Raw genomic sequence first — 22,809 nt, 5'->3', positions numbered from 1 at the left:
ACTGATTCATCAGGCGGCGAACAGCGTCGGTGGCCGAGCAGTAAAGCCCGGCTGGTTCTTCGATGAGCTTGAGTGCTTTTTTCAGTACCGCCCCGCCGACGGTTAGTTCTGCCGATATGTTGGCCATCGAATCTTGTGCTTTTCTCTTCTGGGTGTGGATCTCGTGAAGTTTCATGCGAATCTTGTACTGCGGAAGCAGGCCGTCGGCAGCGAGATCGATCAAGCGTTCTTCTTTTACCTCAAGCTCCTTGAGCTGTCTGGTGACCTTTGCGTGGATGTCACGAACACCGCCCTGTTCGTCGGCGAGTGCCTGATCGATCCGATCGTGGATATCTGCCAGGAATGTGTTGGGCAGATTGAGTGACGTGTAATGAATTTCGAGGGCCTCTTCAATGCGATACACGGGTAGGTATGGGAGATCGCATGTGCCCTCTTTTCGCTGTCGACAGACGTAGTACTGGTACGTTCCGCCTTGCCCGATGGCTTCCGTGTAGATCATGCGGCTCGTCTGGCCCCGGTCGCGACACCGTCGGCAAAACAACATGCCTTTGGCGAAATGGTGATGAACTCGGTCGCGTTGGCCGCGACGGCTTCGGAGGTCCATGACTTCCTGCACTTGCTCAAAGAGTTCCTGGCCGATGATCGGTTCGTGCCGACCCGGGAAGATGTCGCCCTTGTATGTGACATAGCCGCAGTAGTACGGGTCTTTGAGCATCTGGTGGAGCTTGCTGGGCGCGATTGGCTTTTCCGGTGCACGTGCCGACGCCCGAGAAGTGAGACCCATGTCGCCCATTACGGCTTCGAGCCGTTCGAGGGTGTAGTCACCCGTGGCGTAGAGCTCCCAGGCCTTGAGAATTAGCGGTGCTCGCTTCGAGTCAAGTTCGACGGTGTTGACTTGCCGCCCGTCGATATCTTTTCGAACGTTGAGGTAGCCCAGTTTGGCTCGGCCGATCGTGCCGCCGTTGACGGCCTTATTACGCATCTTGATCTTGATGTCTTCGCCGCTGAGCTGGTTCTGTACTTGGTTCATGATGTCGGTGACGGCTTCCATGGCTTCGGCATAGGTGCCTTCGCCGAAGTCTTCCCGAGCGGACAGAAGCCGGACGCCAAGCTTATCGAGGTGTCGTTTGGTTATGGCAGCGTCAACGAAGTTACGGAACGCACGAGATCTGGCATAGACGATCACGTAGTCGACATCGCGGTTGTCCTGCAGGTAGTTCAGCATCGACTGGAAGACGGGACGCTTTTCAATAGTCTGAGCTGAGACGCCCGGCTCAACAAACTCCTGGACAATCTCCGCACCAAGTGCCCCCGCTTTCTGCTCACAGATATCGCGCTGGGTGGCGATCGAGTTGCCGTCCTTATCGATGTCGATGGCAGTCTCGGTCTGTTTCTTGCTGGAGACACGCAGGTAGAGAACGGCTTTTCGTGGGCGCATGGCCTCGAGGTCGTCGATCGTCATGATCAAACTCCTTGTAGCTGGGTGGGGTTGTTCATGCGGTACTGCCATGAACGCGAGAAGGGGGCGCTCGCTGGCAAGCAGCGGGGCGCTGGTTCAGCGATGCCCGTCTGCCGGAGCCGGACAAGAATGGCGACTTCGGATACCTGGAAGTGGTTGGCCAGATCGGATGGCTTCTGCATTCCGCCGTAGTAGGCGCGTTTGAGCAAGATCTTTGGGACGAGAAGGCATCCGGCGAAGTAGTCGGCCGCGTGCTCAGCTTGCGCTGCGGCCGTGAGATCTTTGGAACCCAGATAGAGCCCGTCGGCCCGGTTGTGGTCGATGATGTGTTTGTATTCGTGAGCCAGCGTGAATCGTTGACGGCTGTAGTTTTCGTGCTTGTTGAGCTGAATGATCCAGGCGTTGCCGTTCCAGAAGCTGGCTCCGGAGACGGGTGCTTCGACGAGTTCAATCTCTATCTTGGGCAGTTCGGCGATGAACTCGACCGGGATAGGGCCATCACCAATATTGTGCAGCTGGAGTAATCGGATGGCCTGATGTTCGGCGACTTGTTTTGCCTCGGCAAGCGAGTGAACGTCGCGGTTTGGAATGAGAGATCGGAGAGTGGACAGGACGCTTCGATCAAATGGGGTTGGGTTGATTTCGTTAGTCATGGCTTTTCTCCTTTCGCTGAGAAGTTGGTGGGTTACTCGTCCTCGCCTGGAGCGGGGCCGGTGTTTATGTTGAGGCCGTGCCGGGCGGCGACGTCGCGGAAGTGAGCTTCGATTTCACGAACGGCGCCTTCTGGCATGTCTTTGAATTTGGTGCGCAGGTATGGCTGCAAGGTGGGAAGATCTGATCCGCGCAAGACGCGGGATTCGGCGAGAAGATTGGTCAACGGGATCTGAAGCACGTCGGCGATTGAGCGGAGGTTGTCCATGCGGGGGCTGGTGATTTGCCCGAGTTCCAACCTGGTGATGGTTCCCTTTGCAACGTCTGCCCGCCGGGCGACTTCGCTGGCAGACAGGCCGAGTTCCTGCCGTCGTTCCCGGATGGCATCCGCCAGTTGTTGTATGTCGTGGTCTTGCATTTCGTTGGTCTCCAATTTCTGTTCGTAGTATGAGCCGATCGTTCATTTCGTTCAACGATTTAAGCGAATTCCACAACAGAAGTTTCGTCAAGAAAGGAAGTGCTGCCTTATTCTTCGGATATTGTCAGATGCGGCTATTAAATACGTAGATGCCGGAGTCTGATTCGACACTGTAAATCTCGCCATTGAGGCGCATGTCTTCGGCCATCGCCTCGGCGTCGATCTTGACGTATGGCTGGAGCGATTCTGGCAAGTATTTTTCGACCTCGTCACGCCATCCGAGATCGTCAATCATCTGCTCGGCGTAAGCAGTGAGACTGTCGAATTCGCCCAAATAGGCGTCGTCGAAGTGGTGCCAGTCTTCGGGATCAAGGCCGGTGTAGTCGACCCAAGCGGTGAAGGCTTCGCCGTGCTGCTCGATGCCTTCGGCTAAGGCGGCGACGTCTTCGATGCGTTCATACTCACTGAGTCGTTTGTTGCCGAAGCCCTCATAGTCGTGAATGGCCCATTCTTCCGGTGCCGGCTCCGTGGACCGGGCGAGGATGGCGGTGATCTTCTCGTGGATGGCATCGGCTCCGATGGTGGCGTCAATCCAATCGCCGAGCAGCCGGCCGTTGTTGTAGTCGGCCAGCGACGCGACGTAGATCGCCGGTGTGGTGCGTTGATTCTCGCGTTCCGGGTCTGCCCCGGGTAGTTGTTCGTGGTTCATGAGTTGCCTCCTTTCGCTTATGTGGTGTGATGTCCAGCAGGAGCAGCGGAGGGAGTTTAGTGGAACTCCGCTCACGCTGGCTCCTGCCGGGGGTGGCTCGAACTAGCGCCCACGCGTCGTTCGGGGCTTCACCGTTGCCTGGTCGTTGCCGAACAGGCTGGCGATAGCCTCGCGACGGGCAGCTGCCTCACGCTCGATTTCTGCCATGGCAGACTCGGCCTGAGAGACCAGATCGGTGTTTTCCTTGACGAGCGCAATGTGCGCCGCCAAAGCCTTCCGGATCTCCTCGGTAATAGTGCTGCCGCGCAGCTGAGCAATGAGCGTCAGCTGGATGTGGATGTCCGGTTCGAGCCGGACGGCCAGCGTCTTCACGCTGCCTTGGTTGTGACGGTCGATGCCGTCAACCGGTGGTGTCGTCATGACAACTCCTCGGTGCTTGCGGTCGGCGAGGTTTCGGAATGAAACCTGACTCACCGATCCGCATAACACCGACGAGCGTCACCGGTTCAGGCAGCCGGCGAGGCCCTGGCTGAGCTGATCCGGTTGAAAGCTTCATGAGCGAAGTTGCTATTGAGCTCGACGCCAATCCACTGCCGGTGCAGGCGTTCGGCAACAACGGCTGTCGTGCCCGAGCCCATAAATGGGTCCAGGACAGTACCTGGCTCCGTCCCGCCCCGGTGTCCGCAGGTTGGTGCGAGGGCGAGTCGAGTGGCTGTTTCCCCCATCCGTCGAATGGCGCGGGTGTGCGGCTTGCGACATGTCCTGCAGCGCGCTTCGGGCGCCCCGGCCTGGATACAGTGTCTGGCTAAGGATTCGGGGAATGTGGCGTGGTGGCTTCCCTTTCCTGCCGAAGTCGAGATTGTCCAGACGTCCCCCGGGTTTTTTCCGAGGGGGTGCCCGACAACGCCCCGCGCCTTCATCTTCACCAGGCCGGTGATGGAGTCGGAGTTGGGGCCACGCCAGCGGTCGGCGGTTGGACGCCGAGACCGGTTCCCTGGCGGCGATCCTGGTTTGGAGACGTGGGGAACACGAATGCTATCCAGATCGAAGAAGTAGCGTGACTCCTTGGCAAAAACGTAGATCACCTCATGGGTGGCTGTGAGCCGGTCGCGAACGCTGGTTGGCATTGGGTTTGGCTTGGCCCAGACAATCTTGTTACGCAGAATCCAGCCGTCCTCCTGCAATAGCCGGGCGAGGCGCTCCGGGGCCAGTGCCAGGCTTTTGGGAGGGGCGCCCTGACGTGCATGGGTGGTATAGGTGTCGCCCAGATTGAGCCATAATGTTCCGGTTGGGACGAGGACGCGGTGGACTTCGCGGCATACCTCACGGAGGATGGCCGCCCAAGTATCAACCGACTCTTCCAACCCGAGCTGGCCCGGAGCGTCGTAGTCGCGCAGCCGGAAATACGGTGGACTGGTCAGACACATGTCGACGGAATCGGTCGGCATTCTTTGTAGTGTTTGCAAGGCGTCGCCGACGAGGAGTCTGTTGGTCAAACTAGTCATGGTGCAGCCCCTGCACCACGGCCGCGGCGGCGTCCTGAAGCGACTGAACCCGGTACATGCCAGCGTTGAGACGGCTGTTCCGTTCGAGGGAATCTTGAAGCGACTTTCGGCGTCTTTGGGCGGTGGTTTCACGGTAGGCGTCCATGGCCCAAATAACCTGCGGGAAACCGCCGTATTGGTGTTGTTCGATTCCCGTGCTGCGGTAGTCCTCATAGGTCAGGGACTTCCCGAGCAGCGTCGGCAGGCTTTCATGCCCGAGGTCGACTTCGATGAAGAATGCGCTGACATCCTCGTCACCGACGGCGGCTGCCAGCTCGACGTAGAGGTCGGGTCGCAGCACCTGGGCGATCCCATAGTTGTCTGCGTATGTGCGAGTGGCAGTGTGTTCGGGGTCGAGTTTGACCACCTCAGCTCCGTGAGCCGCGGCGGTCTCGAAGATGCCTATGGCCATGTCCGCGATCGCCAAGGTGTGGTCGAGGAAGCGGGCTGATGGCTCATCGAACCTCTTGCGGGCCCGGGACGATGCCACGCCGCGTTGAAGGCGGTCGCCCGCCGTGTCCACATAGTAGACAAGGCCCTCGGAGCCTGCCCGGATGCCGCCGATGCGGCGGTCCAAGATGCCAAGGATGCGGAGTGTGCGCAGCCGGGCCAATACTCGGCGGCAGGTTCGAGAGGCAGACGTCGCCGACGCATGATCCGTAAAGTGCAGCGACTGGAGGTGCCTGGCTGTCAGGAATCGGTAGCGGTCGACGGATGTCAGGATGGCCTGGTCGCGTTCGCTGAGGTGCGCCTGGATCTCCCGCAGTCGTCGGCTGCTGATGCGTGGTCCGGCGTGTGCTCCGGTGCCCCGAGTAGCACCGGTATTCGTCGCCCCTGTTGCCCCCTCCTCGCCGCTGACCTGCATAGATGAGGGTAGTTGGCTCGACGCGGTCGGGTAGCCGGTCGGAAGGGTCTTTTTGTCGTTCATGGGGTGCTCCTGCGACGGCGTCCGCCCGAGTCCCGTTGATCCTGCGGGAGCTCCAAGATATCCAGGAGTCCTTGTTCAATGGCGTCGGTGGCCTGGCCGTACTGGCGGCGGCTGCGGGCCTGAATGTCAGGCACGTTGGCCGTCGTCTTCGGCGTGGTGATCGTCTTGCCCGATGCCCAGTCGGTGACGGTTCCCTGGTTGACGAGCTGCGCGTAGACATGGCGAGCCGGCAGGGCGGTGAAATCCTCGGGGTCGAGTCCCGGGGCCATCGTGGCGGCGGCGCGGGCGTCCTTTGTCGCCAGTTGGAAGAAGATGCGGGAGCGGCAGTTCGCTTCGAAGGCTGAGCGCATGGCCATCGGTAGCTGGTCCAAGTACTGGTGGGCGACGTGGAATGCCGCGCCTAGGCTTCGAGAGGTGGCCAGGGCATCGCCGATATCTGTAGGCAGACGTAGGTAATCCTGCACTTCATCGAGGTAAACCATGACCGTGTCACGATCCTTGGGGTCGGTGGCGGCACGTTCCTGGATGGCCTGCCACAGCTCAGCAACCACCAGGGCGCCGAGCAATTCGGCAGCCTGTGGACCGAGCACACCCTTTTGAAGCGGCACGAGCAGAATCTTCCGTTCGGTCAGGACTTGCCGGATGTTGAACCGTGGGCTGCGCTGTGCCAGAACGTGCCGCAGGTGCGGATCCAATAACGGGCGGAGCTTGTTCATCAGTGGTGCCGTGACCTGGGCACTGGCCTCCGGCGTGAGCTGGTCGAACCAGCGCCAGAACGGTCCTGCCGAAAATGGGTCGCTGCGGGCAATGTGCTGCGTGACGGAGCGTCGGAAACCGGGGTTGGTCAGTAGCACCGGCAGCATGGCCAGACTGGCGTCACGGCGGCTGGCCAGCGCCAACAGGCAGTGCCGGAGGATGTCCGATGACCGTGGACCCAACGCTTCCGCCCCGTAGAGCGCTTTGAATGTGCCGAAGATCTGGTCGGCGACGAGTGCCGGTGATCTTCCGTGGAGATCGAGTGGATTGATGCCGACCGGTTCGATGTCGAGCGGGTCGAGGAGCACGATGTCATCCCGGCGCGATGCCGGTACGACGGCCAGGACATCTCGGATCAAGTCCTTGGGCTCGACCACGACCAAGCCTCGTCCGGCCAGCATGTCGTCGTGGATCATGTTCAGCAGCAGCGAGCTTTTGCCGACGCCGGTTGGCCCCATCAGCCAGAGGTGGCGCCGGCTGTCGTCAGCGGTAATCCCGAGCATCGTGTCGGTAGCACCCGGCGCCGTAGCTTGGGCTACTACTCGGTGATTGTCCCCGGTTGTGAATGACGGGCGTATCGGGCGGGGATGGATCGGAGGCAGCCCAGGGTATGGGATATCGACAGCGCCGACCGGCCAGCCACTGAGCAAGCCAACTTCTGCGACAGACAGCCGCTGCGCGGGCGTGAAGAATGCCCACTCCGAAGCGGGAGTGTTCAGCTTCTGCGCCTTTTCCCGGTGTTCGCGCAGCCGCAGCCCAGCAGTCCGCAGTGTCCCGAACGAGCTGACGACACGTTTGATCAGGATCGCGCGGCGGGCTTCGTCGGCGGCGTAAACGCCGATGCGGATAACGGCAGCGAAACCGTGGTCCGATTGCTTGAGCTGGATTTGCTTGGCGACCTGCGGGCGACGCTCTCGCTGAATGCCCGTGAATGCCTGAGATGCAATTCCCTGGTCCACCCGTGGCAGCCGGTCAGGTACCAACTGAGGTGCCAGTCGTGGGCCGAGAACGATTTGCACGACCAACAGTTCCTTGCCGTGCAATCCTGCCAGACTGGCCAGAATTGACCGGGTGCTACCCTCGTTGTCCTGTGACTCCAGCGGGCGGATCGGCTGGTTGATAGTGAGGCGGTGGGCGAAGGTTGCATGACCTCGTCCGGTGGCGTCGGCAGCAACGATGGTGCCAGGCACTATCTGTTCGATGTCGCGGCGGAGGGTTATTTCGTGACGGCGCTGGGAGCCAACCAGGAAGCGGATGCCGTTTTTGGCAGCACGGGCTTCCAAGATGATCTGGGGCGCGTGGACTTGTGAGGCCCATTGGCGGAGCAGGTTCAGGGTACGCGTCGTGTCCAGAGGATGCGGCCAGTAGATCTCCTGCCAGACGAGCTGACGTAGTAGAGATTCCTCGCTAGTCATGACGGTCTCCCCGCGGGCGCTGATTTGTCTCGTGCTGGCGCTGGGCTTCGCGTTCGGCTTCGGCCTGAGCCATGGCGATGACAGCCCGGCTGAGCTTGCGTAAGTCTGGTTTGTCGCGTTGCACTCCGTAGACGAGTACGTGGCGCTCCTGGCGCGGACGGGCGTCGCGACGGCGACGTGGTTGATTTTGTGTAGGCATGGTGATTTCCCTCCTTTCAGTCAGCGTTGTGGTCGGTGATGCAGACGATCGTTCAACATATTGAACGTGGTCTGTGGGTTAGTATGCGTTCAATTGGTTGAACGATCAACCACTTTGGCGCAAACCACAACACCGACTGGAACGGGCCGAACTACAGGCGTAGCGGCGATGCGATTTGCGTCTAGAAACGGCGTGAGCGCCAGATGCGGATCACGATGATGGCGATCCAAGCCAAGGCGATGACGCCGGTGATCACAACCAGGATTGGCCAGATCGATTGGATGATTTGAGCGGCGCAGTAAATGGCAATGGACGCTAGGAGCACGGCCATGCATGCACCAACCAGACGGTCAAACATGGCGGTCTTCTCCTTAGGGTTCCCCGTCATCGCTGGCGCTCGATCTCCAGGAAAATGCCGCAGTCCAGGCCGTGATAGGCACAGTCCAGGGCGAATTGGAGTTGATCGCCCACATAGCTCTTGGTGATCGCATAGTGCATCACCTGGCCGATTGCGTCGGCCTGGTAGAGCTGCCATTCCAGAGTTTCGGGACCGTAGCCCGCCCGCTCGAGGCGGCACATCAGTCGCCGCGCCAATTCAAACTCGTCCGGCGAGTTGAAACCCAAGCCCATCTCAACATGACCCATGTCGTGCAGGAACCGGTACGCGTAGTTCCCTTCCTCATTGATGAACACCACACGACTGGAGTTCTCGTTGCTCACCGGGAGTGGCGCTTTGGTTCTAGTTGACACTTCAAAGGCCGTCTTCAGTGCCTTGTAGGTGTTTGGAGCGTCGTCTGTCGGCCGCCAATCGAAGCCGACGCGTGACGCGATATTGGAAGCCTCCAACAGAACATGGTTACTGAGGTTCTTCTGGGCCAAGGTGAGCTCGGTGCTGGAGATGATTTTCCGCATGGCAAATAGCCCCTCTCTGAGGTGTGCGAGATGAAGATCGCGAGCGGTCGCTCTTAGGAGTGTTCCGCTATCGGCGGTGGCGGCGCATGGCCCGCAGCGCGTGGTGATAGGACGCGTCTAGCCGGGCGACTGTTTCGTCAGCTTCCCGCTTGATACGGGCGATCTGGGCCTGACGGGACGGCATTCGGTTGTTCCAGAAGTCGGCGGCGACAAGATATGCGATTAGTGCAGTCACGCAAATGGCGATGATGATGCAAAGGAAAGCTTCCATCGCTATCGCAGAACCTTGGGCCATGTCTCAAGGGCCGTGAGTGCCATCGCTGATATTTGCTGTGAAACCAAACGCAGGTGCCGGGACGTGGCCGGTGAGTCAGCGTTGACGGCCTTTGCGACGGTATCAAGCTCGTCCACCAGCGAAGTGACACGCCCGACAAAAAATCGCACCGCAGCTTCGTGCTGCAGAACCGCCGGCTCGGCGTGCCGTTCGGACGTGAATGGGTTGGCAAATTCGTGCTTCATGGGATTCCCTCTCTACCGCTGGAACCGGCGGACTTCCAGCGCCGCATACTCGGCGTAGGAATCCGCAATGAAATTGAGGCGTTCCGCCGTGCGCGGGTCGCCATCGGACTGAAACTGGGCTTCGCGGCTGAGCATTGCGGTCAGCTGCATACCCGTCGCGGCCACGTATCCAGCCGCCTGGACTCGGGTAGCGGTGACGAGACCGTTGGCGATCTCGGTATTCTGCCGGCGCTGCAAGCCTTTGCCTTCGGAACGGGAGAAGCCCTCCGGGGCTGAGTATGGGGAGATGTTGCCACCGGGGCGGCGGATGAGGTCGGACATGTTTTGCTCCATTTCTAATGGACTTGTGATCTGGAGACCTGCCAGATGCAAACGAGGGTGAAGCCCGTGGCACTTCGACAAGCCTTGCGAGAAATAGGTAGCTCGATCAAAACGCGGAATGATTAGAATTCCAATTACCATTGGAGCTTGTAGCTCTTCTTGGAACAATAAAATTGCTGACATCCGAATTTAGGAGAGGATAATTCCATTGAGGCTGGCGGGTCGGTTCGGATATTCGGATGCCTCGAATACCGTTGACGGCTTCGCTGGCCGGATGTATACCTAGAGATGCAGGTGATCAGCAAGGAGGAGAGATCGATGGAAGTAATTGCCAAGTCAAATTGTGGTGGCAAGAATTGCCCCACAATTTACCGAAAGGATGCAGAAACAATAATTGTCCAGGGCTACATCGCGGAAGGTCTTTTTGGCGAACCATTGCCGGACGGCGAACAGGCTGTCGCCATTCCAGTAAGTCTGCTAGCGGGCCTCAAACTGTGAAAACTATGGCGAGCGAAGAGTGGCCATTTAGGCCCTGTGTGGCTCGCCCGCGTATCTTCGCCTTACCAAGGGGAGCCCATGCCTGACAGCGATCCATTCGACTCATTTCAGCGCGAAGCATTCCGCGTTGAGCAGTTCCCCACCTATGACGTGCCGGAGGAGATGACGGCGCTGGACATGTTCGCGAGGTCGGGAGCCGTACCGAGCGAGTTCAATAGCGACTGGGCATTGATGGTAGCCGACGCCAAACGTCGAGGAGGCGTCGTGCGCCGCTTGCGGGTCGTGTCGGATCCGTTAACGCAGTACGAATTGTTCGAAGTCTTGGCCGGGTACAGGCCAAGCGTCGCTGCCGGCGAGGATATTCGGATAGTAGTTCGCGGCACCGATGAGCGGATCCCAACCTTTGACTATTGGCAATACGATGAAGAAACCGTCGAGTGGATGGACTACTCGGCCACAGGTGCTTACATGGGCTCGCGGTCGAGCCTCGTCGCCGAGGCTGAAAGATCAAGATTGGTGGCGGCGCGAAAGTTGTTTGATGAATGCCCTACCGTCGAGCAGTTTTGCCGGTCTCGGGAGCTTGAATGGCATCCGAACCAGGGGGACTAAATCCGGCACTGATTCATTTTGGCGCAATGGTGCGTTCGGTTCGCCTTCATTCACGGATGCGCGGAGAGGATTTGGCTCGGGCCGTGCACGTTTCGCAGGCCACGATTTCGAAGATTGAGACAGGAAAGTACAGAATTCTCGAACCGACCGAGCTAAAGCAGCTGATACTCGCATTGGCGTGTGATGACGTAACAGGACATCAGCTCAGACAGCAGTGGAGTCTTGCCCAGCTGGATCCGTCCAGCTTTTCGTTCATGGTCAACCACGGAGCTGACACCGTACAACGCCGGCTCGCCAGCCTGGAAGCAACGGCCCACGAGATCTTTACCTACGAATGCGCCGTATTCCCTGGATTGCTTCAAACTCGGCCCTATGCTGAAGCGCTCTTCGTCGATATCGGGCACTCTCCGAATGCCGCCACTCGACTTGCGCAGGCCCGGATGGAGCGCCAATACATCCTGTCGCAACCAAAAAGGTTCACCTTCGTCATGTCGGAGGCTGCCCTGTACTCACTTCATGGCACGGCAGACAAGCAGGTTCTCGCCGACCAAATTTCCCATGCAACACGACTCTCATGGCAACGGAACATTGAGATAAGAATATTGACGGCGAGACGGGGTGTACCCTCGGTCGCGGCGAATCCTTTCATGATTATTGACTCCAGATATGTAAGTGCCGAAGCTGCCATTAGCGAGCAAGAAACGACAAATACCGTAGAAGTCATTGAATACCACAATGTCTTTCGCAGGCTCTACGAGGCTGCTCTTGACCGAGAAGCCTCCCGTGAGCTGATGGAATCCGCAGTTAAAGATGGCGACACACAATAGGCGGGAGACGTGGACACTCCAGATCATTGCGATTCGAATCTGCCTGAGTTCATCGTTTCTAAAGAATACTCGATTATGAATATGTCAGGTATTTATTTAGAACGCCGTCAACAAATTCACTTGAGTCTTTCAATTCCTACTCATACGGCCGCGCACGCAGGTCGAAGCTTAAAATATGTCTAATATTGTGTTATAAATAAGGCAGATGATGCGCCTTGTTTAGAGATGACTCACCAAGACGAAAATCACCCCCATGCCGCCGTAGAGAGCACCGCGCTGCTCCCCGGAGATGTCAGTGGCGGCTGCTAAGTTGAGAGCATCACCCCAGAGGGACCAACATAAGCGCGCCGTGCGCAAGGAGTACACATACCGAGATGGCTGGAACAACCAAGGAAGCGCAACGCGCGGAGCTACACAAGACGATCTGGCGGATCGCGAACGACCTGCGCGGAAGCGTCGATGGTTGGGACTTCAAGAGCTACGTGCTCGGGATCCTCTTCTACCGCTATATCTCAGAGAACCTCACGGCCTACATTAACGAGGGCGAGCGGCAGGCGGGTCACCCGGACTTCGATTACGCAGCACTACCGGACTCCGAGGCTGAGTTTGGGCGCAAAGAGACAGTCGCGGAGAAGGGTGTCTACATCCTCCCCTCTGAGCTCTTCGCCAACGTACGTAAGCGCGCTGCGAACGATGAGAACCTCAACGAGACGCTCGCAAATGTATTCAAGAACATCGAGGGCTCTGCCGTCGGCACCGACTCAGAGGATGACCTAAAAGGTCTGTTCGACGATCTCGACGTCAATTCGGCTAAGCTCGGCCACTCGGTGGTCAAGCGGAATGAGAAGCTCGTGAAGCTCCTTGATGCCATCGGTGATCTTACATTGGGCGATTTCTCGGACCATACCATCGACGCGTTCGGGGATGCGTACGAGTACCTCATGCAGATGTACGCATCGGCTGCGGGTAAGTCCGGTGGTGAGTACTACACCCCGCAAGAGGTCTCAGAGCTACTCGCCCGCCTCACAGTGGTAGGCAAAACATCAGTGAACAAGGTATATGACCCTGCCTGCGGCTCAGGCTCTCTACTCTTGAAATTCGCCAAGGTTCTTGGCAAGGACAACGTCCGCCAGGGCTTTTACGGCCAAGAGATCAACTTGACCACGTACAACCTGGCGCGGATCAACATGTTCCTCCACGATGTCAACTACGAGAAGTTCGACCTAGCCCACGGCGACACATTGACCGACCCCGCTCACTGGGACGACGAGCCATTCGAAGCGATCGTCTCGAATCCGCCCTACTCTATCCAGTGGGCTGGCGATTCTGACCCATTGCTCATCAACGACCCGCGATTCACTCCAGCTGGTGTACTTGCCCCCAAGTCCAAAGCCGACTTGGCATTCACGATGCATATCCTCTCTTGGCTCGCTGTGAACGGTACTGCTGCGATTGTCGAGTTCCCAGGCGTCCTCTACCGCGGCGGAGCAGAGCAGAAGATCCGTCAATACCTCATCGACAACAACTACGTCGACGCCGTCATTCAGCTCCCGCAAGACCTCTTCTTCGGCACCACGATCGCGACCTGCATCATCGTGCTGAAGAAGTCGAAAAAGGACAACGCCGTCCTCTTCATCGATGCCTCTGCCGAGTTCGTTCGTGGCGGCAGCAAAAACAAGCTAACTGATCCTAACCAGCAGAGGGTTCTCGACGCCTTCACAGCCCGTACGGACGTTGATCACTTCGCACGCCTTGTGCTCAACAAAGAGATCGCCCAAAACAGCTACAACCTCGCGGTCTCGTCTCATGTCGACGGGAAGGATACCCGTGAGATCGTCGACATCTCTGAACTCAACGCCGAGATCGCCCGTATCGTCGACCGCCAGCAAGAACTGCGCTCTGCTATTGACGTCATCGTCGCAGATTTGGAGTCCGCGTCGTGAGCAAGATCGACGATCTGATCGCAACGCTATGTCCTAATGGTGTTGAGTTTCAGCCACTAAGTGAAATTTTTGAAACGAGGAACGGATACACCCCTTCGAAGGCCAATGCCTCGAACTGGATTGATGGCACGATCCCCTGGTTTCGAATGGAGGACATTCGAGAGAACGGCCTCGTGCTCGATGATGCCATTCAGCGCATTCCGGAGTCTGCAGTAAAGGGAGGCCGATTATTCCCTGCGAACTCGATCATCGTTGCCACGTCTGCCACGATCGGTGAACACGCCCTGGTCACCGTCCCGTTCATGTCCAATCAGAGGTTCACCGTGCTTTGGCCGAAACCCGATTACTCAACGCTGCTCGACATGAAGTTTGTCTTTTACTACTGCTTCATATTGGACGACTGGTGCCGGAAGAATACGACAACGTCCAGTTTTTCTTCAGTCGACATGTCTGGCTTCAAACGCTTCAGGTTTCCAATCCCACCGATCGACATACAGCGAGAAATCGTGAGGACCTTGGATCAGTTTTCTCTGTTGGAGACAGAGCTGGAGACGGAACTAGATGCTCGGAAGCGCCAATATATCCACTACCGCGATTCGCTCTTAACCTTTGAGTCGGGGACACAGTGGGTCACAATAGCGGAGGTATCAACCAACCTGGACTCGAAGCGGCGGCCGGTGACGAGGTCCGCACGAGACGCTGGTATCTATCCGTACTATGGCGCATCTGGCGTCGTTGACCGCGTCAGTGATTACATTTTCGACGGTGACTATTTGCTTGTTTCAGAAGACGGGGCGAACCTCTTGGCGCGCTCAACACCAATTGCATTCTCTATTTCCGGTAAGACTTGGGTCAACAACCACGCGCATGTGCTGGAGTTCCCGACCTATGCGGAACGGCGATTCGTGGAGTTCTACCTGAACTCAATCGATCTGAGCTCATACGTAACCGGAGGTGCTCAGCCAAAGCTAAACCAGGCAAACTTGAACCGCATTCCTATTCCCTGGCCTGACAGAGCACAAAAGGAGCGGATCGTTTCGATCCTTGATAATTTTGACGCGCTCGTCAATAGCCCAAGCTTCGGGCTTCCCGCTGAGCTCGCTGCCCGTCGTCAGCAGCACGAGTACTACCGTGATCGGCTTATGGCTTTTGAGGAGACGTCCTCATGAACGAAACAAGCCCGAGGAAGTATGACCCGATCGCGGTCAGCAACGAGAGCACTGTCGTCGCGGAGTACATTCCAGACGGCGCAAGTGAGGCGGCATATCAGTCTGAGGCAGACCTAGAGCGTGAACTCGTCAAGCTCCTCCAATCTCAGGCCTACGAGTACTTGCCTATTACAAGCGAACCTCAGCTCGTCGACAACCTACGCACGCGGCTAGAGATGTTGAACGAAATGACCTTCAGTGACGCCGAATGGGAGCGGTTCTTCACGGAACGGGTCGTCGGCGCCAATGACGGGATCGCCGAGAAAACGGTGCGTCTCCAGGATGACCATGTGCAGCTCCTGCGACGCGATGACGGCTCGACAAAGAACATCCTCCTCATTGACAAGGCGAACATTCACAACAACCGACTGCAGGTCATCAACCAGTACGAGATCGGGCAGGGCGAGGGCGGTGCTGCGCGATCCACACGCTACGACGCGACCGTACTCGTCAACGGTCTTCCAATGGTCCACATCGAGCTGAAGCGTCGTGGTGTCGATATCCGCGAAGCGTTCAACCAGATTGACCGCTACCAGCGCGACAGCTTTTGGGCTGGGTCTGGCCTGTTCGAGTATGTCCAGCTGTTCGTCATTAGTAACGGGACCCTGACGAAGTATTACTCCAACACGACCCGTCGTCAGCATTTGGCCGATGCCGCCGGCTTGAAGAAGGCGCGTAAGACGTCGAACTCGTTTGAATTCACATCGTGGTGGGCCGACGCTCAGAACAAGCCGATCCAGGACCTGACGGCGTTTGCAAAGACCTTCTTCGCAAAGCACACCCTGTTGAACATCCTCACCAAATACTGCGTCCTGACTTCAGACCGCATGCTGCTCGTAATGCGCCCGTATCAGATTGTGGCCACCGAGCGGATCCTGCAGAAGATTGACATCTCCACGAACTACAAGCAGCTAGGTTCTGTGGCGGCGGGCGGCTATGTGTGGCATACCACAGGCTCGGGCAAGACGCTGACGAGCTTCAAGACCGCTCAGCTCGTATCCAAACTCCCGAGCGTAAACAAGGTTCTGTTCGTCGTGGACCGCAAGGACCTGGACTATCAGACGATGCGCGAGTACGACCGGTTCGAGAAGGGCGCAGCCAACTCCAACACCTCGACGTCAGTTCTTAAGAAACAGCTTGAGAACCCGCAGGCACGGATCATCATCACAACGATCCAGAAACTTGCGACGTTCATTAAGGCGAACACGGGCCACGAGATCTACTCGGGCCATATTGTGATCATCTTCGACGAATGCCACCGTTCACAGTTCGGTGACATGCATACCGCGATTACGAAGGCGTTCAAGCAATACAACCTCTTTGGATTCACTGGCACGCCAATCTTCGCCGCAAATTCCGGCAGCGGTGGCAACCCGCAGCTAAAGACTACCGAGCAGGCTTTTGGCGACAAGTTGCACACCTACACCATCGTTGACGCGATCACCGATAAAAATGTTCTGCCGTTCCGCATTGACTACGTCAACACCATCAAGCTGCCGGAAGGTCTCACGGACAAACAGGTGTCCGCCATCGATACGGAGCAGGCACTGCTTGCTCCGGAGCGGCTGCGGCAGGTCACCGCCTACATACTTGAGCACTTCGACCAGAAAACTAAACGCGCTCAGCACTACTCGCTCGCTGGCAAGCGCGTGCATGGTTTCAATGCTTTATTTGCGACCGCCTCGATTGAGGCCGCCAAGCGCTACTACAATCAGTTCTTCATACAGCAACGTGACCTTCCGCCGGCTCGTCAGCTAAAGGTTGGTCTGATCTACTCCTACGCAGCGAACGAAGCAGTGGAGGACGGCGCGCTCGACGAGGAGGGCTTCGAAACGACCGCCCTTGATGCATCGTCGCGCGACTTCCTGGAGGACGCAATCCAGGACTACAACGACATGTTCGGCACCAGCTTTGACACCTCCGCTGACAAGTTCCAGAACTACTACAAGGACCTCTCGCTGCGCCTCAAGCAACGCGAGATCGATGTCGTCATCGTCGTAAACATGTTCCTCACCGGGTTCGACGCCACGACGCTAAACACGTTGTTCGTGGACAAGAATCTGCGAGCCCACGGTCTCATACAGGCCTATTCGCGAACAAACCGCATCCTCAACTCAGTCAAGACCTACGGCAACATCATCACCTTCCGCGATCTCGAGGAAGAGACCAACGATGCCATCGCGCTCTTTGGTAACAAGAATGCCCAGGGCATCGTAATCCTCAAGCCATACGGCGAATACTACGACGAGTACGCCGATAAGGTCACTGAGCTATTGGATGACTTCCCGCTCGGTACGCCGATCGTTGGCGAGGCGGCCCAGAAGGCGTTTATCGCCCTCTTCGGCACCATCCTCCGGCTCCAGAACATCCTGACGTCCTTTGACGACTTTGCCGGCCAAGAGATTCTGACGGCTCGACAAGGCCAGGACTACCGCAGCGTTTACCTCGACCTTTACGCAGAGTTCCGCCGTGACAAGGACTCGGACAAGGAGTCGATAAATGATGACGTGGTCTTTGAGATCGAGCTAATCAAACAGGTTGAAATCAACGTTGATTACATCCTCATGCTCGTGCAAAAGTACCGCAACGAGCGCGGTGACGGCGACGACAAGGAAATCCGGGCCGAGATTTCGCGCGCCGTCGATGCCAGCCCGAGCCTGCGCAACAAGAAGGACCTTATTGAAGCCTTCGTCGACTCTGTGTCGGCTACCGGCGAAATCGACGAAGAGTGGCGCGCTTTCATCGCCGGCCGCAAAGAGGCCGAACTGGACGCGATCATCGAATCCGAGAGCCTGCGACCGGACGAGACCCGCGTGTTTGTCGAGACGGCATTCCGCGACGGCAGCATCCAAACGACGGGAACAGCGATCACAAAGGTACTCCCTCCAGCCTCTCGATTCTCAGCCAAGGGCGGTCATGGTGAGAAGAAGCAGCGCGTGCTTGAGAAGCTAGGCGCCTTCTTCGAGCGGTTCTTCGGTCTTAGTTCGGGAGGTTCTAACTAATGGCAAACCCATTCCCACTTTTGTCAGATGAGCCAGCCATCCAGGATCTGCTGGCATTCCGTGCAGTCGCCGAGACTGTTGCCGATGCTTTGTTCGACGACGCACTCGATCCTGTCGCTGTCGGCCTCTCGGGTGCATGGGGCAGCGGCAAGACCAGCGTCCTGGAACTAGTTAAGTCCGAAATCGAAGATCGATCCTTGACCGCGGACGGCAAGGTGTTGGTAATTCCAACGCAGCCCTGGGGTTACGATCCTGCAGTTGGCCCCAAAGAGAGTCTCATAGCCGAGGTTCTTGCCGCACTAAATGGTGAGTTCGACACCGAGGACCCGATTGGCAAGGCGGGTCTCGAGGCCTTCAAGAAACTCGTAAAGAAGGTCAATTGGTCGAAAGCGGTCAAGATGGCCACCCGCACTGCCATCACGATGCAGCTCCCCAACGTCGATGATGTCTTCGATCTTGTCAGCGATGACCCGGAGAGCCTCGAAACTGAAAAGGGGATGGCGGCATTCCGGAAGGATTTCGAAGAGCTCCTCGCCGATCCTGCCCTTCAACACCTGTCTCGGGTGGTCGTGCTTGTTGACGACCTTGATCGGTGCTTACCTGACACAGTCGTCGAAACACTTGAGGCCATCCGACTCTTCCTATCTGCCAAGGGCATGTCATTCGTTATTGCGGCAGACGAGGACCGTGTTGCCGAAGCTATTCAGCAGAAGTTTGGCACCCGCCCTGGTGGTCCAGAAGACGAAGATCCAGCGAAGCTTTATCTACACAAAATTGTCCAGACTACTATTCCCCTGCCCGCCCTAAGTCGTTTTGACACCGAGGCATACCTCTTTCTCCTACTGGCGAAGAGTGACGGCGAGATTGATGGTGCTACGTACGAGGAACTCGTTGCCAAATGTGACGACCTCCGAATTGACGGTGGCAGTCTTGATGGCATTGAAGTGCAGGAAGGCGGCGCGCTCGCCGAACATCTGATTACGGCTGCTCGTCTGACGCCAATTCTTTACGAGAAGTTCCATGGGAACCCGCGCCGCATCAAGCGCTTCCTGAATGACCTGAATGTCCGTCGAGCTATTTCGAGCCGCCGAGGGTTCACCCTGAAGGCTGACGAGGTGGCCAAGCTGATGGTGCTCGAGCGAATCCTGACCGATGACTTTCATACTGTCCTTGATTGGCTGGCATCTAATCAGTTGCGCGACAAGCTTGAAGCCCTTGAACTCGCCGCCAATGGCACGGCTCCCGCGAACGATACCGAGACCACCGCGACTGGCGAAGAAACTCCCGCTAAAGGCAGGCGCGCGTCAACCACGAAGTCCGACGAAAAGACTCCTGTCACATCGCGAGACGATACCTTCTCGGACACGCTCCGACGTTGGGCGAAACTTCCCCCAACCCTGGATGCCACAGCAATATCTGGTTACCTCTATCTGGCGGCATCGTTTGCGAAGATCGAAGTCATCGATACTGGCTTGCCGGAACGGCTTCGCGACCTGGCCGCCGCGCTGACCTCAAGTCTCAAACTTGATCGTGCGGGCGTCACTGACGCAACGCTCAGGGCTTTGCCCGAACCCGACGCCCATGCATTGGTGAGGCACCTTGGACGCCGCACCCGTGATCAGCCAAGCATCCAGAAGTTCACGGTGGAAAGTCTCCTTCGTATGGCACAGGAACAACCTGTCACCCTGCCAAACGTCATTACAGCGCTCAAGGGACTGCCTGCTGCCGACGTCGAACCCGCCACCATCGTCAAGCTACGGCCGCTCGATGCGACATCATTCCAACCTGTACTCGACATCTGGAAGGCATCAACAGACGACGCGCAGCTACACGCAGCAATCAGAGTTGTTGAGGGAAGCTGGAGCAAAATCAATGGGAACTAGCGGCTCATTTGGGGGAAGCGGCGGCAAGGACGCTAGTGATCTGCGCGATAACATCGCCGACTGGCTTGACGGGCCTGGATTGCCTGGATCATCAGATGGTGAGGACGCGGGGGGTTCTAATGAATCCGGCAACCCTGGCGAGTCATTGCCATCCACACTTCCCGCGCAGGGCCCCGGAATAGACCTTGGGCCAGCCCTGCGCGTACTCCTTCGTCCGCGTGGAGGCAGTAGCGGAGGAGGCGACGGCCCCGGTTCCGGCGGTGGCGGCAGTCGCGGTGGCGGTGGAGGCCGATCCTCGGGTGGCGCCACGCGCTCTGTCGGGCGAGTGTCGCGAGCGGCCGGCCGAGCTGGTCGCCTCGCTTTGGCGTACTCATCTGCTAATCGCGAAGTTCTGCAGCAGGCTGGGCTCAACTATGACGACTTAAGGGCGCTTGGTGATCCCGTAGCAATCGGCATCAAGATCGTCGAGGCCGCATTCGGGGCCCCGGCAGATAGCACCATTGCAGACGCCGAGGAGCGTGACATCGTCGCCGATGTCGTCGCCTGGATTCTTGAGCACCCCATTGATCAACCGCCGACGCCAGAAGAAGTCGTACGGAAGTCAATCGAGACGACCATCGCTGAGACTGCACTGACGGAGGTTTCGTCCACCATCTATGCAAAGGACGTCAGCTACGAGAAACGCCACGGCGTCGAACGACAGATCCGAGATGTGGCCGCCGAGTATGCGGCGCAGGCATCTCTAAATCCCACTGGCGCAACCGAACAAGAGATGGCGCAGGCCATCGAGACTGGAATCCGGGATATCGGAAAGATCTTCGGAGTGCAGGCATGACCCGGATACTACCTGACCATCTCTGACGCTAACGCTGAGGCAGCTCGACAAAACGGCGGCTATGACGAAACGTTCCTGTGGACACGAGATGGACGATCAACATTTGTTGGATCAGTCGACCCTCATCTGGGCGGACTCGGAGCTGTTAATCCGCTGAATGTGGATCTGGTGCGGATTGCACTAGCTGTTTTCGGCGCCGACAGATCTGTGCTCCGCGAGGGTGCAGGATCGAGCTGGAACACCCGCGATTTCGATATCACAGTCGAGGTTAATGATCCCACCGCATGGACCTTGCATACCCAGCAGCTCAGTCAGCTTGTTGGATTCCTGTCTGGCGACCGCTGGGTTTTTCAGTTTGCGCAAGCCACACCTCCTGAGGAGGCTGTACTGCCCCTCGACGAGCAACATTTCGACCGTACGGTACTCCTGAGTGGTGGCGCCGACTCGGCTGTCGGCGCACTGCTGTCAGCGATAGAGCTGGGTGAAGGCAAATCCCATGCCCTGGTCTCGCAGTTCAGCTCGACAGCACTCTCGCCTATTCAACAGAACATCGTGTCCTCCATCGGAGGACTTGCGCCGGGAGTGCGGCAAGTTCACCACCAATTCAGACTCCACCGTGGCTCAAAGCGGCTCGACGGCACGACATTCCGAGATGAGCCTTCTAGCCGATCGCGTTCATTGTTATTCCTCGCCCTCGGGCTGGCCGTCGCTGAGCGAGCCAGCTCAAAGCTATGGATCCCCGAGAACGGCTTTGCATCTCTTAACCCTCCTCTTGGCGCTGATCGTCGCGGGAGCCTCTCCACGCACACAACCCACCCCCGGTTCCTTCGTGAATTGGGCGAATTGATGCGAAGCGTCGGAGGCCACGGAGAGATTGAAAATCCCTTCGAGGGCCTCACCAAAGGGGAGATGTTTGATCGGGTCGCGGATGCGATTGGTACCGACGCGGCATCGGCGTATCTCTCTGCAACCAACTCTTGCTCACACACGGATGGGCGCTATAGCGGTGCGCCAGCAGGCTCCTCTTGTGGGGTGTGCTTTGGCTGCCTTGTAAGAAAGTCATCGTTTGCTGCCTCAGGAGTGCCGGACAAGACGACCTACCTCGTCGATGACACTAGCGGCCAGTTCAGCGCATTCGTCAAACAGAAGTCCATCGTGGAACCCATGCGCGACTTTGCCCGTCGCGGCATCCGTCCACGTGACGTGATGACTATGTCATTGCCCCAAGATTATGCCGCAAAGGATGCACTTACACTCTGCCAGCGAGGCATCGAAGAGCTCAGGAGTATCCTCGGATGACCAGATCACTTCCGCCGCTTGATCTTCACGCGCATGTCAGCTCAATGACCAGCGCCGCCGACCTTGAGCGACTAGGCGCTGTCGTTTTTGCGGCCACCAGAACACTCGACGAATACAAGAGTGTCAAAGACCGGAACGATCAGGTCACCATCTGGGGGGTGGGCTGTCACCCTGGCATCGCCGAAGCACAAAGCGCCTACGATCCGTCCAAGTTCGCAGAACTCATTTCCTCGAGTGCGTATGTCAGTGAGGTTGGACTTGATGGTCGATCCAGAGTACCGATGGCAGACCAAGACAGGGTCTTCCGGTCGATCCTCACACATCTACAGGAAACCCCAAGAATTCTGTCCGTTCATAGCTCAGGCGCTACGGGACGAACGCTTGAAGCCTTAGAAGACATAAGAGTTAAGGGTGCAGTACTCCACTGGTGGCGAGGCACAGGGGCCCAGACAAAACGAGCCCTCGATCTTGGTTGCCGATTCTCTGTCAACGCCGCCAACATGCAACATGCTGACGATCTAGCAATGATCCCGCTTGATCGACTCCTAGTTGAGACTGATCATCCATCCGGAGACCGCAGTTCTTCGTCTCCCAGGCAGCCGGGCGCTATTGCCGATGTCGAAACAGCGCTCGCAAGGGTCTATGGAACTACTGCCGAAAAAATACGCCAACAAGCCTGGGCCAACTTCGCCCATCTTGTCGATGAGGTCGGAGTTCTATCAATGCTGCCGAATCCGGTGCAGCGCATGCTTGCCGTCGCCAAACTGTAAGCCACGCCGTGGCCGGGGAATGCCGAAACAAACGTATCAGTCCCGGGCACCATCGACTCTAAGCGGCGTTGACCCAACATGATTGTGGTCTAGGCGTGGCGTGC

General features: G+C 57.8%; 24 protein-coding genes and 1 pseudogene. 11 read left to right on the top strand and 14 right to left on the bottom strand.

All coding sequences use genetic code 11. From position 1 onward, the window contains the following. Positions 1–154 precede the first annotated feature (154 nt). Positions 155–364 carry a hypothetical protein gene (locus tag ASF98_RS23980; protein WP_156372247.1) on the top strand — a complete coding sequence of 70 codons (210 nt, stop codon included), beginning with the start codon at positions 155–157 and terminating at the stop codon, positions 362–364. Between the two features lie 243 nt (positions 365–607). Here ASF98_RS23980 and ASF98_RS25115 read toward each other — a convergent pair. The 14 genes and pseudogenes from ASF98_RS25115 to ASF98_RS02275 all read right to left on the bottom strand — a co-directional run. Further along, positions 608–1,438, bottom strand: a pseudogene (locus ASF98_RS25115) (recombinase family protein); the annotation flags it as partial. 26 nt (positions 1,439–1,464) lie between these two features. Beyond that, complete coding sequence (locus ASF98_RS02325) at positions 1,465–2,112, bottom strand: ImmA/IrrE family metallo-endopeptidase (RefSeq protein ID WP_055796896.1); 648 nt, start codon at positions 2,110–2,112, stop codon at positions 1,465–1,467. Between the two features lie 32 nt (positions 2,113–2,144). Then, the gene (locus tag ASF98_RS02320) at positions 2,145–2,528 is read right to left on the bottom strand and encodes a helix-turn-helix domain-containing protein (RefSeq protein ID WP_055797293.1); all 384 of its coding nucleotides are present in this window, start codon (positions 2,526–2,528) and stop codon (positions 2,145–2,147) included. A gap of 124 nt (positions 2,529–2,652) precedes the next feature. Beyond that, positions 2,653–3,237, bottom strand: coding sequence for an antirestriction protein ArdA (locus tag ASF98_RS02315; protein WP_055796894.1), 585 nt, complete (start codon positions 3,235–3,237; stop codon positions 2,653–2,655). Positions 3,238–3,339: 102 nt separating this feature from the next. Further along, positions 3,340–3,657, bottom strand: a complete 318-nt coding sequence (locus ASF98_RS02310; protein ID WP_055796891.1) for a hypothetical protein — start codon at positions 3,655–3,657, stop codon at positions 3,340–3,342. Positions 3,658–3,743: 86 nt separating this feature from the next. Further along, positions 3,744–4,733 (bottom strand): DNA-methyltransferase, encoded by a 990-nt coding sequence (locus ASF98_RS02305; protein WP_200939278.1) that lies wholly within the window; start codon positions 4,731–4,733, stop codon positions 3,744–3,746. A 1-nt stretch (position 4,734) separates the two neighbouring features. Continuing rightward, positions 4,735–5,709: a replication-relaxation family protein gene (locus tag ASF98_RS02300; protein ID WP_055796885.1), complete on the bottom strand. Its 975-nt coding sequence runs from the start codon at positions 5,707–5,709 to the stop codon at positions 4,735–4,737. Continuing rightward, complete coding sequence (locus tag ASF98_RS02295) at positions 5,706–7,880, bottom strand: type IV secretory system conjugative DNA transfer family protein (protein WP_055796882.1); 2,175 nt, start codon at positions 7,878–7,880, stop codon at positions 5,706–5,708. Before ASF98_RS02295 ends, ASF98_RS02300 begins: the two co-directional genes overlap by 4 nt. After that, a complete protein-coding gene (locus tag ASF98_RS23965; RefSeq protein WP_156372246.1) occupies positions 7,873–8,079 on the bottom strand; it encodes a hypothetical protein in 207 nt (68 codons plus the stop codon). The genes ASF98_RS02295 and ASF98_RS23965 overlap by 8 nt, the downstream gene beginning before the upstream one ends. Positions 8,080–8,260: 181 nt before the next feature. Beyond that, on the bottom strand, positions 8,261–8,437 hold the full coding sequence (locus tag ASF98_RS23960; protein WP_156372245.1) for a hypothetical protein: 177 nt from the start codon (positions 8,435–8,437) through the stop codon (positions 8,261–8,263). Between the two features lie 26 nt (positions 8,438–8,463). Continuing rightward, the gene (locus ASF98_RS02290) at positions 8,464–8,991 is read right to left on the bottom strand and encodes a hypothetical protein (protein ID WP_055796879.1); all 528 of its coding nucleotides are present in this window, start codon (positions 8,989–8,991) and stop codon (positions 8,464–8,466) included. A gap of 67 nt (positions 8,992–9,058) precedes the next feature. Beyond that, positions 9,059–9,262 carry a hypothetical protein gene (locus tag ASF98_RS02285; protein WP_055796877.1) on the bottom strand — a complete coding sequence of 68 codons (204 nt, stop codon included), beginning with the start codon at positions 9,260–9,262 and terminating at the stop codon, positions 9,059–9,061. Positions 9,263–9,264: 2 nt separating this feature from the next. Further along, entirely contained in the window at positions 9,265–9,510 is a 246-nt protein-coding gene (locus tag ASF98_RS02280; protein ID WP_055796875.1) for a hypothetical protein, read from the bottom strand. 12 nt (positions 9,511–9,522) lie between these two features. Continuing rightward, positions 9,523–9,831 (bottom strand): hypothetical protein, encoded by a 309-nt coding sequence (locus ASF98_RS02275; RefSeq protein WP_055796872.1) that lies wholly within the window; start codon positions 9,829–9,831, stop codon positions 9,523–9,525. 318 nt (positions 9,832–10,149) lie between these two features. On the opposite strand from ASF98_RS02275, the gene ASF98_RS23955 reads away from it, so the two are divergent. The 10 genes from ASF98_RS23955 (at position 10,150) to ASF98_RS23560 (ending at position 22,705) form a co-directional block, all read left to right on the top strand. Further along, positions 10,150–10,329: a hypothetical protein gene (locus ASF98_RS23955; protein WP_156372244.1), complete on the top strand. Its 180-nt coding sequence runs from the start codon at positions 10,150–10,152 to the stop codon at positions 10,327–10,329. Positions 10,330–10,407: 78 nt separating this feature from the next. Further along, the gene (locus ASF98_RS02270; protein WP_055796870.1) at positions 10,408–10,938 is read left to right on the top strand and encodes a DUF6879 family protein; all 531 of its coding nucleotides are present in this window, start codon (positions 10,408–10,410) and stop codon (positions 10,936–10,938) included. Continuing rightward, positions 10,914–11,765: a helix-turn-helix domain-containing protein gene (locus tag ASF98_RS02265; RefSeq protein ID WP_082506669.1), complete on the top strand. Its 852-nt coding sequence runs from the start codon at positions 10,914–10,916 to the stop codon at positions 11,763–11,765. The genes ASF98_RS02270 and ASF98_RS02265 overlap by 25 nt, the downstream gene beginning before the upstream one ends. Positions 11,766–12,139: 374 nt before the next feature. Next, the gene (locus ASF98_RS02260) at positions 12,140–13,708 is read left to right on the top strand and encodes a type I restriction-modification system subunit M (RefSeq protein WP_055796864.1); all 1,569 of its coding nucleotides are present in this window, start codon (positions 12,140–12,142) and stop codon (positions 13,706–13,708) included. Beyond that, on the top strand, positions 13,705–14,877 hold the full coding sequence (locus ASF98_RS02255) for a restriction endonuclease subunit S (protein WP_055796861.1): 1,173 nt from the start codon (positions 13,705–13,707) through the stop codon (positions 14,875–14,877). The genes ASF98_RS02260 and ASF98_RS02255 overlap by 4 nt, the downstream gene beginning before the upstream one ends. After that, on the top strand, positions 14,874–17,918 hold the full coding sequence (locus ASF98_RS02250) for a type I restriction endonuclease subunit R (protein ID WP_055796858.1): 3,045 nt from the start codon (positions 14,874–14,876) through the stop codon (positions 17,916–17,918). Before ASF98_RS02255 ends, ASF98_RS02250 begins: the two co-directional genes overlap by 4 nt. Beyond that, entirely contained in the window at positions 17,918–19,801 is a 1,884-nt protein-coding gene (locus tag ASF98_RS02245; protein WP_055796855.1) for a KAP family P-loop NTPase fold protein, read from the top strand. The genes ASF98_RS02250 and ASF98_RS02245 overlap by 1 nt, the downstream gene beginning before the upstream one ends. A 361-nt stretch (positions 19,802–20,162) precedes the next feature. Further along, complete coding sequence (locus tag ASF98_RS24480) at positions 20,163–20,636, top strand: hypothetical protein (RefSeq protein ID WP_200939277.1); 474 nt, start codon at positions 20,163–20,165, stop codon at positions 20,634–20,636. A gap of 168 nt (positions 20,637–20,804) precedes the next feature. After that, positions 20,805–21,935: a hypothetical protein gene (locus ASF98_RS02235; RefSeq protein ID WP_200939276.1), complete on the top strand. Its 1,131-nt coding sequence runs from the start codon at positions 20,805–20,807 to the stop codon at positions 21,933–21,935. Beyond that, positions 21,932–22,705: a TatD family hydrolase gene (locus ASF98_RS23560; RefSeq protein ID WP_082506668.1), complete on the top strand. Its 774-nt coding sequence runs from the start codon at positions 21,932–21,934 to the stop codon at positions 22,703–22,705. Before ASF98_RS02235 ends, ASF98_RS23560 begins: the two co-directional genes overlap by 4 nt. Positions 22,706–22,809: the final 104 nt, after the last annotated feature.

It is taken from the genome of Arthrobacter sp. Leaf337, assembly GCF_001423745.1.
Lineage (GTDB): Bacteria > Actinomycetota > Actinomycetes > Actinomycetales > Micrococcaceae > Arthrobacter.
The sequence above is the reverse complement of the archived record's forward strand: the minus strand, read 5'-3'. Positions and strand labels throughout refer to the sequence as shown.

Bases quoted from the DNA above. Each gene is read 5' to 3' on its own strand.
- ASF98_RS23965 (WP_156372246.1), bottom strand. From the start codon at position 8,079: ATGCCTACACAAAATCAACCACGTCGCCGTCGCGACGCCCGTCCGCGC.
- ASF98_RS02250 (WP_055796858.1), top strand. From the start codon at position 14,874: ATGAACGAAACAAGCCCGAGGAAGTATGACCCGATCGCGGTCAGCAAC.
- ASF98_RS02295 (WP_055796882.1), bottom strand. From the start codon at position 7,880: ATGACTAGCGAGGAATCTCTACTACGTCAGCTCGTCTGGCAGGAGATC.
- ASF98_RS23560 (WP_082506668.1), top strand. From the start codon at position 21,932: ATGACCAGATCACTTCCGCCGCTTGATCTTCACGCGCATGTCAGCTCA.
- ASF98_RS23960 (WP_156372245.1), bottom strand. From the start codon at position 8,437: ATGTTTGACCGTCTGGTTGGTGCATGCATGGCCGTGCTCCTAGCGTCC.
- ASF98_RS02310 (WP_055796891.1), bottom strand. From the start codon at position 3,657: ATGACGACACCACCGGTTGACGGCATCGACCGTCACAACCAAGGCAGC.
- ASF98_RS02285 (WP_055796877.1), bottom strand. From the start codon at position 9,262: ATGGAAGCTTTCCTTTGCATCATCATCGCCATTTGCGTGACTGCACTA.
- ASF98_RS02290 (WP_055796879.1), bottom strand. From the start codon at position 8,991: ATGCGGAAAATCATCTCCAGCACCGAGCTCACCTTGGCCCAGAAGAAC.
- ASF98_RS23955 (WP_156372244.1), top strand. From the start codon at position 10,150: ATGGAAGTAATTGCCAAGTCAAATTGTGGTGGCAAGAATTGCCCCACA.
- ASF98_RS02300 (WP_055796885.1), bottom strand. From the start codon at position 5,709: ATGAACGACAAAAAGACCCTTCCGACCGGCTACCCGACCGCGTCGAGC.
- ASF98_RS02265 (WP_082506669.1), top strand. From the start codon at position 10,914: ATGGCATCCGAACCAGGGGGACTAAATCCGGCACTGATTCATTTTGGC.
- ASF98_RS02280 (WP_055796875.1), bottom strand. From the start codon at position 9,510: ATGAAGCACGAATTTGCCAACCCATTCACGTCCGAACGGCACGCCGAG.
- ASF98_RS02270 (WP_055796870.1), top strand. From the start codon at position 10,408: ATGCCTGACAGCGATCCATTCGACTCATTTCAGCGCGAAGCATTCCGC.
- ASF98_RS02245 (WP_055796855.1), top strand. From the start codon at position 17,918: ATGGCAAACCCATTCCCACTTTTGTCAGATGAGCCAGCCATCCAGGAT.
- ASF98_RS02325 (WP_055796896.1), bottom strand. From the start codon at position 2,112: ATGACTAACGAAATCAACCCAACCCCATTTGATCGAAGCGTCCTGTCC.
- ASF98_RS02275 (WP_055796872.1), bottom strand. From the start codon at position 9,831: ATGTCCGACCTCATCCGCCGCCCCGGTGGCAACATCTCCCCATACTCA.
- ASF98_RS02315 (WP_055796894.1), bottom strand. From the start codon at position 3,237: ATGAACCACGAACAACTACCCGGGGCAGACCCGGAACGCGAGAATCAA.
- ASF98_RS02320 (WP_055797293.1), bottom strand. From the start codon at position 2,528: ATGCAAGACCACGACATACAACAACTGGCGGATGCCATCCGGGAACGA.
- ASF98_RS02260 (WP_055796864.1), top strand. From the start codon at position 12,140: ATGGCTGGAACAACCAAGGAAGCGCAACGCGCGGAGCTACACAAGACG.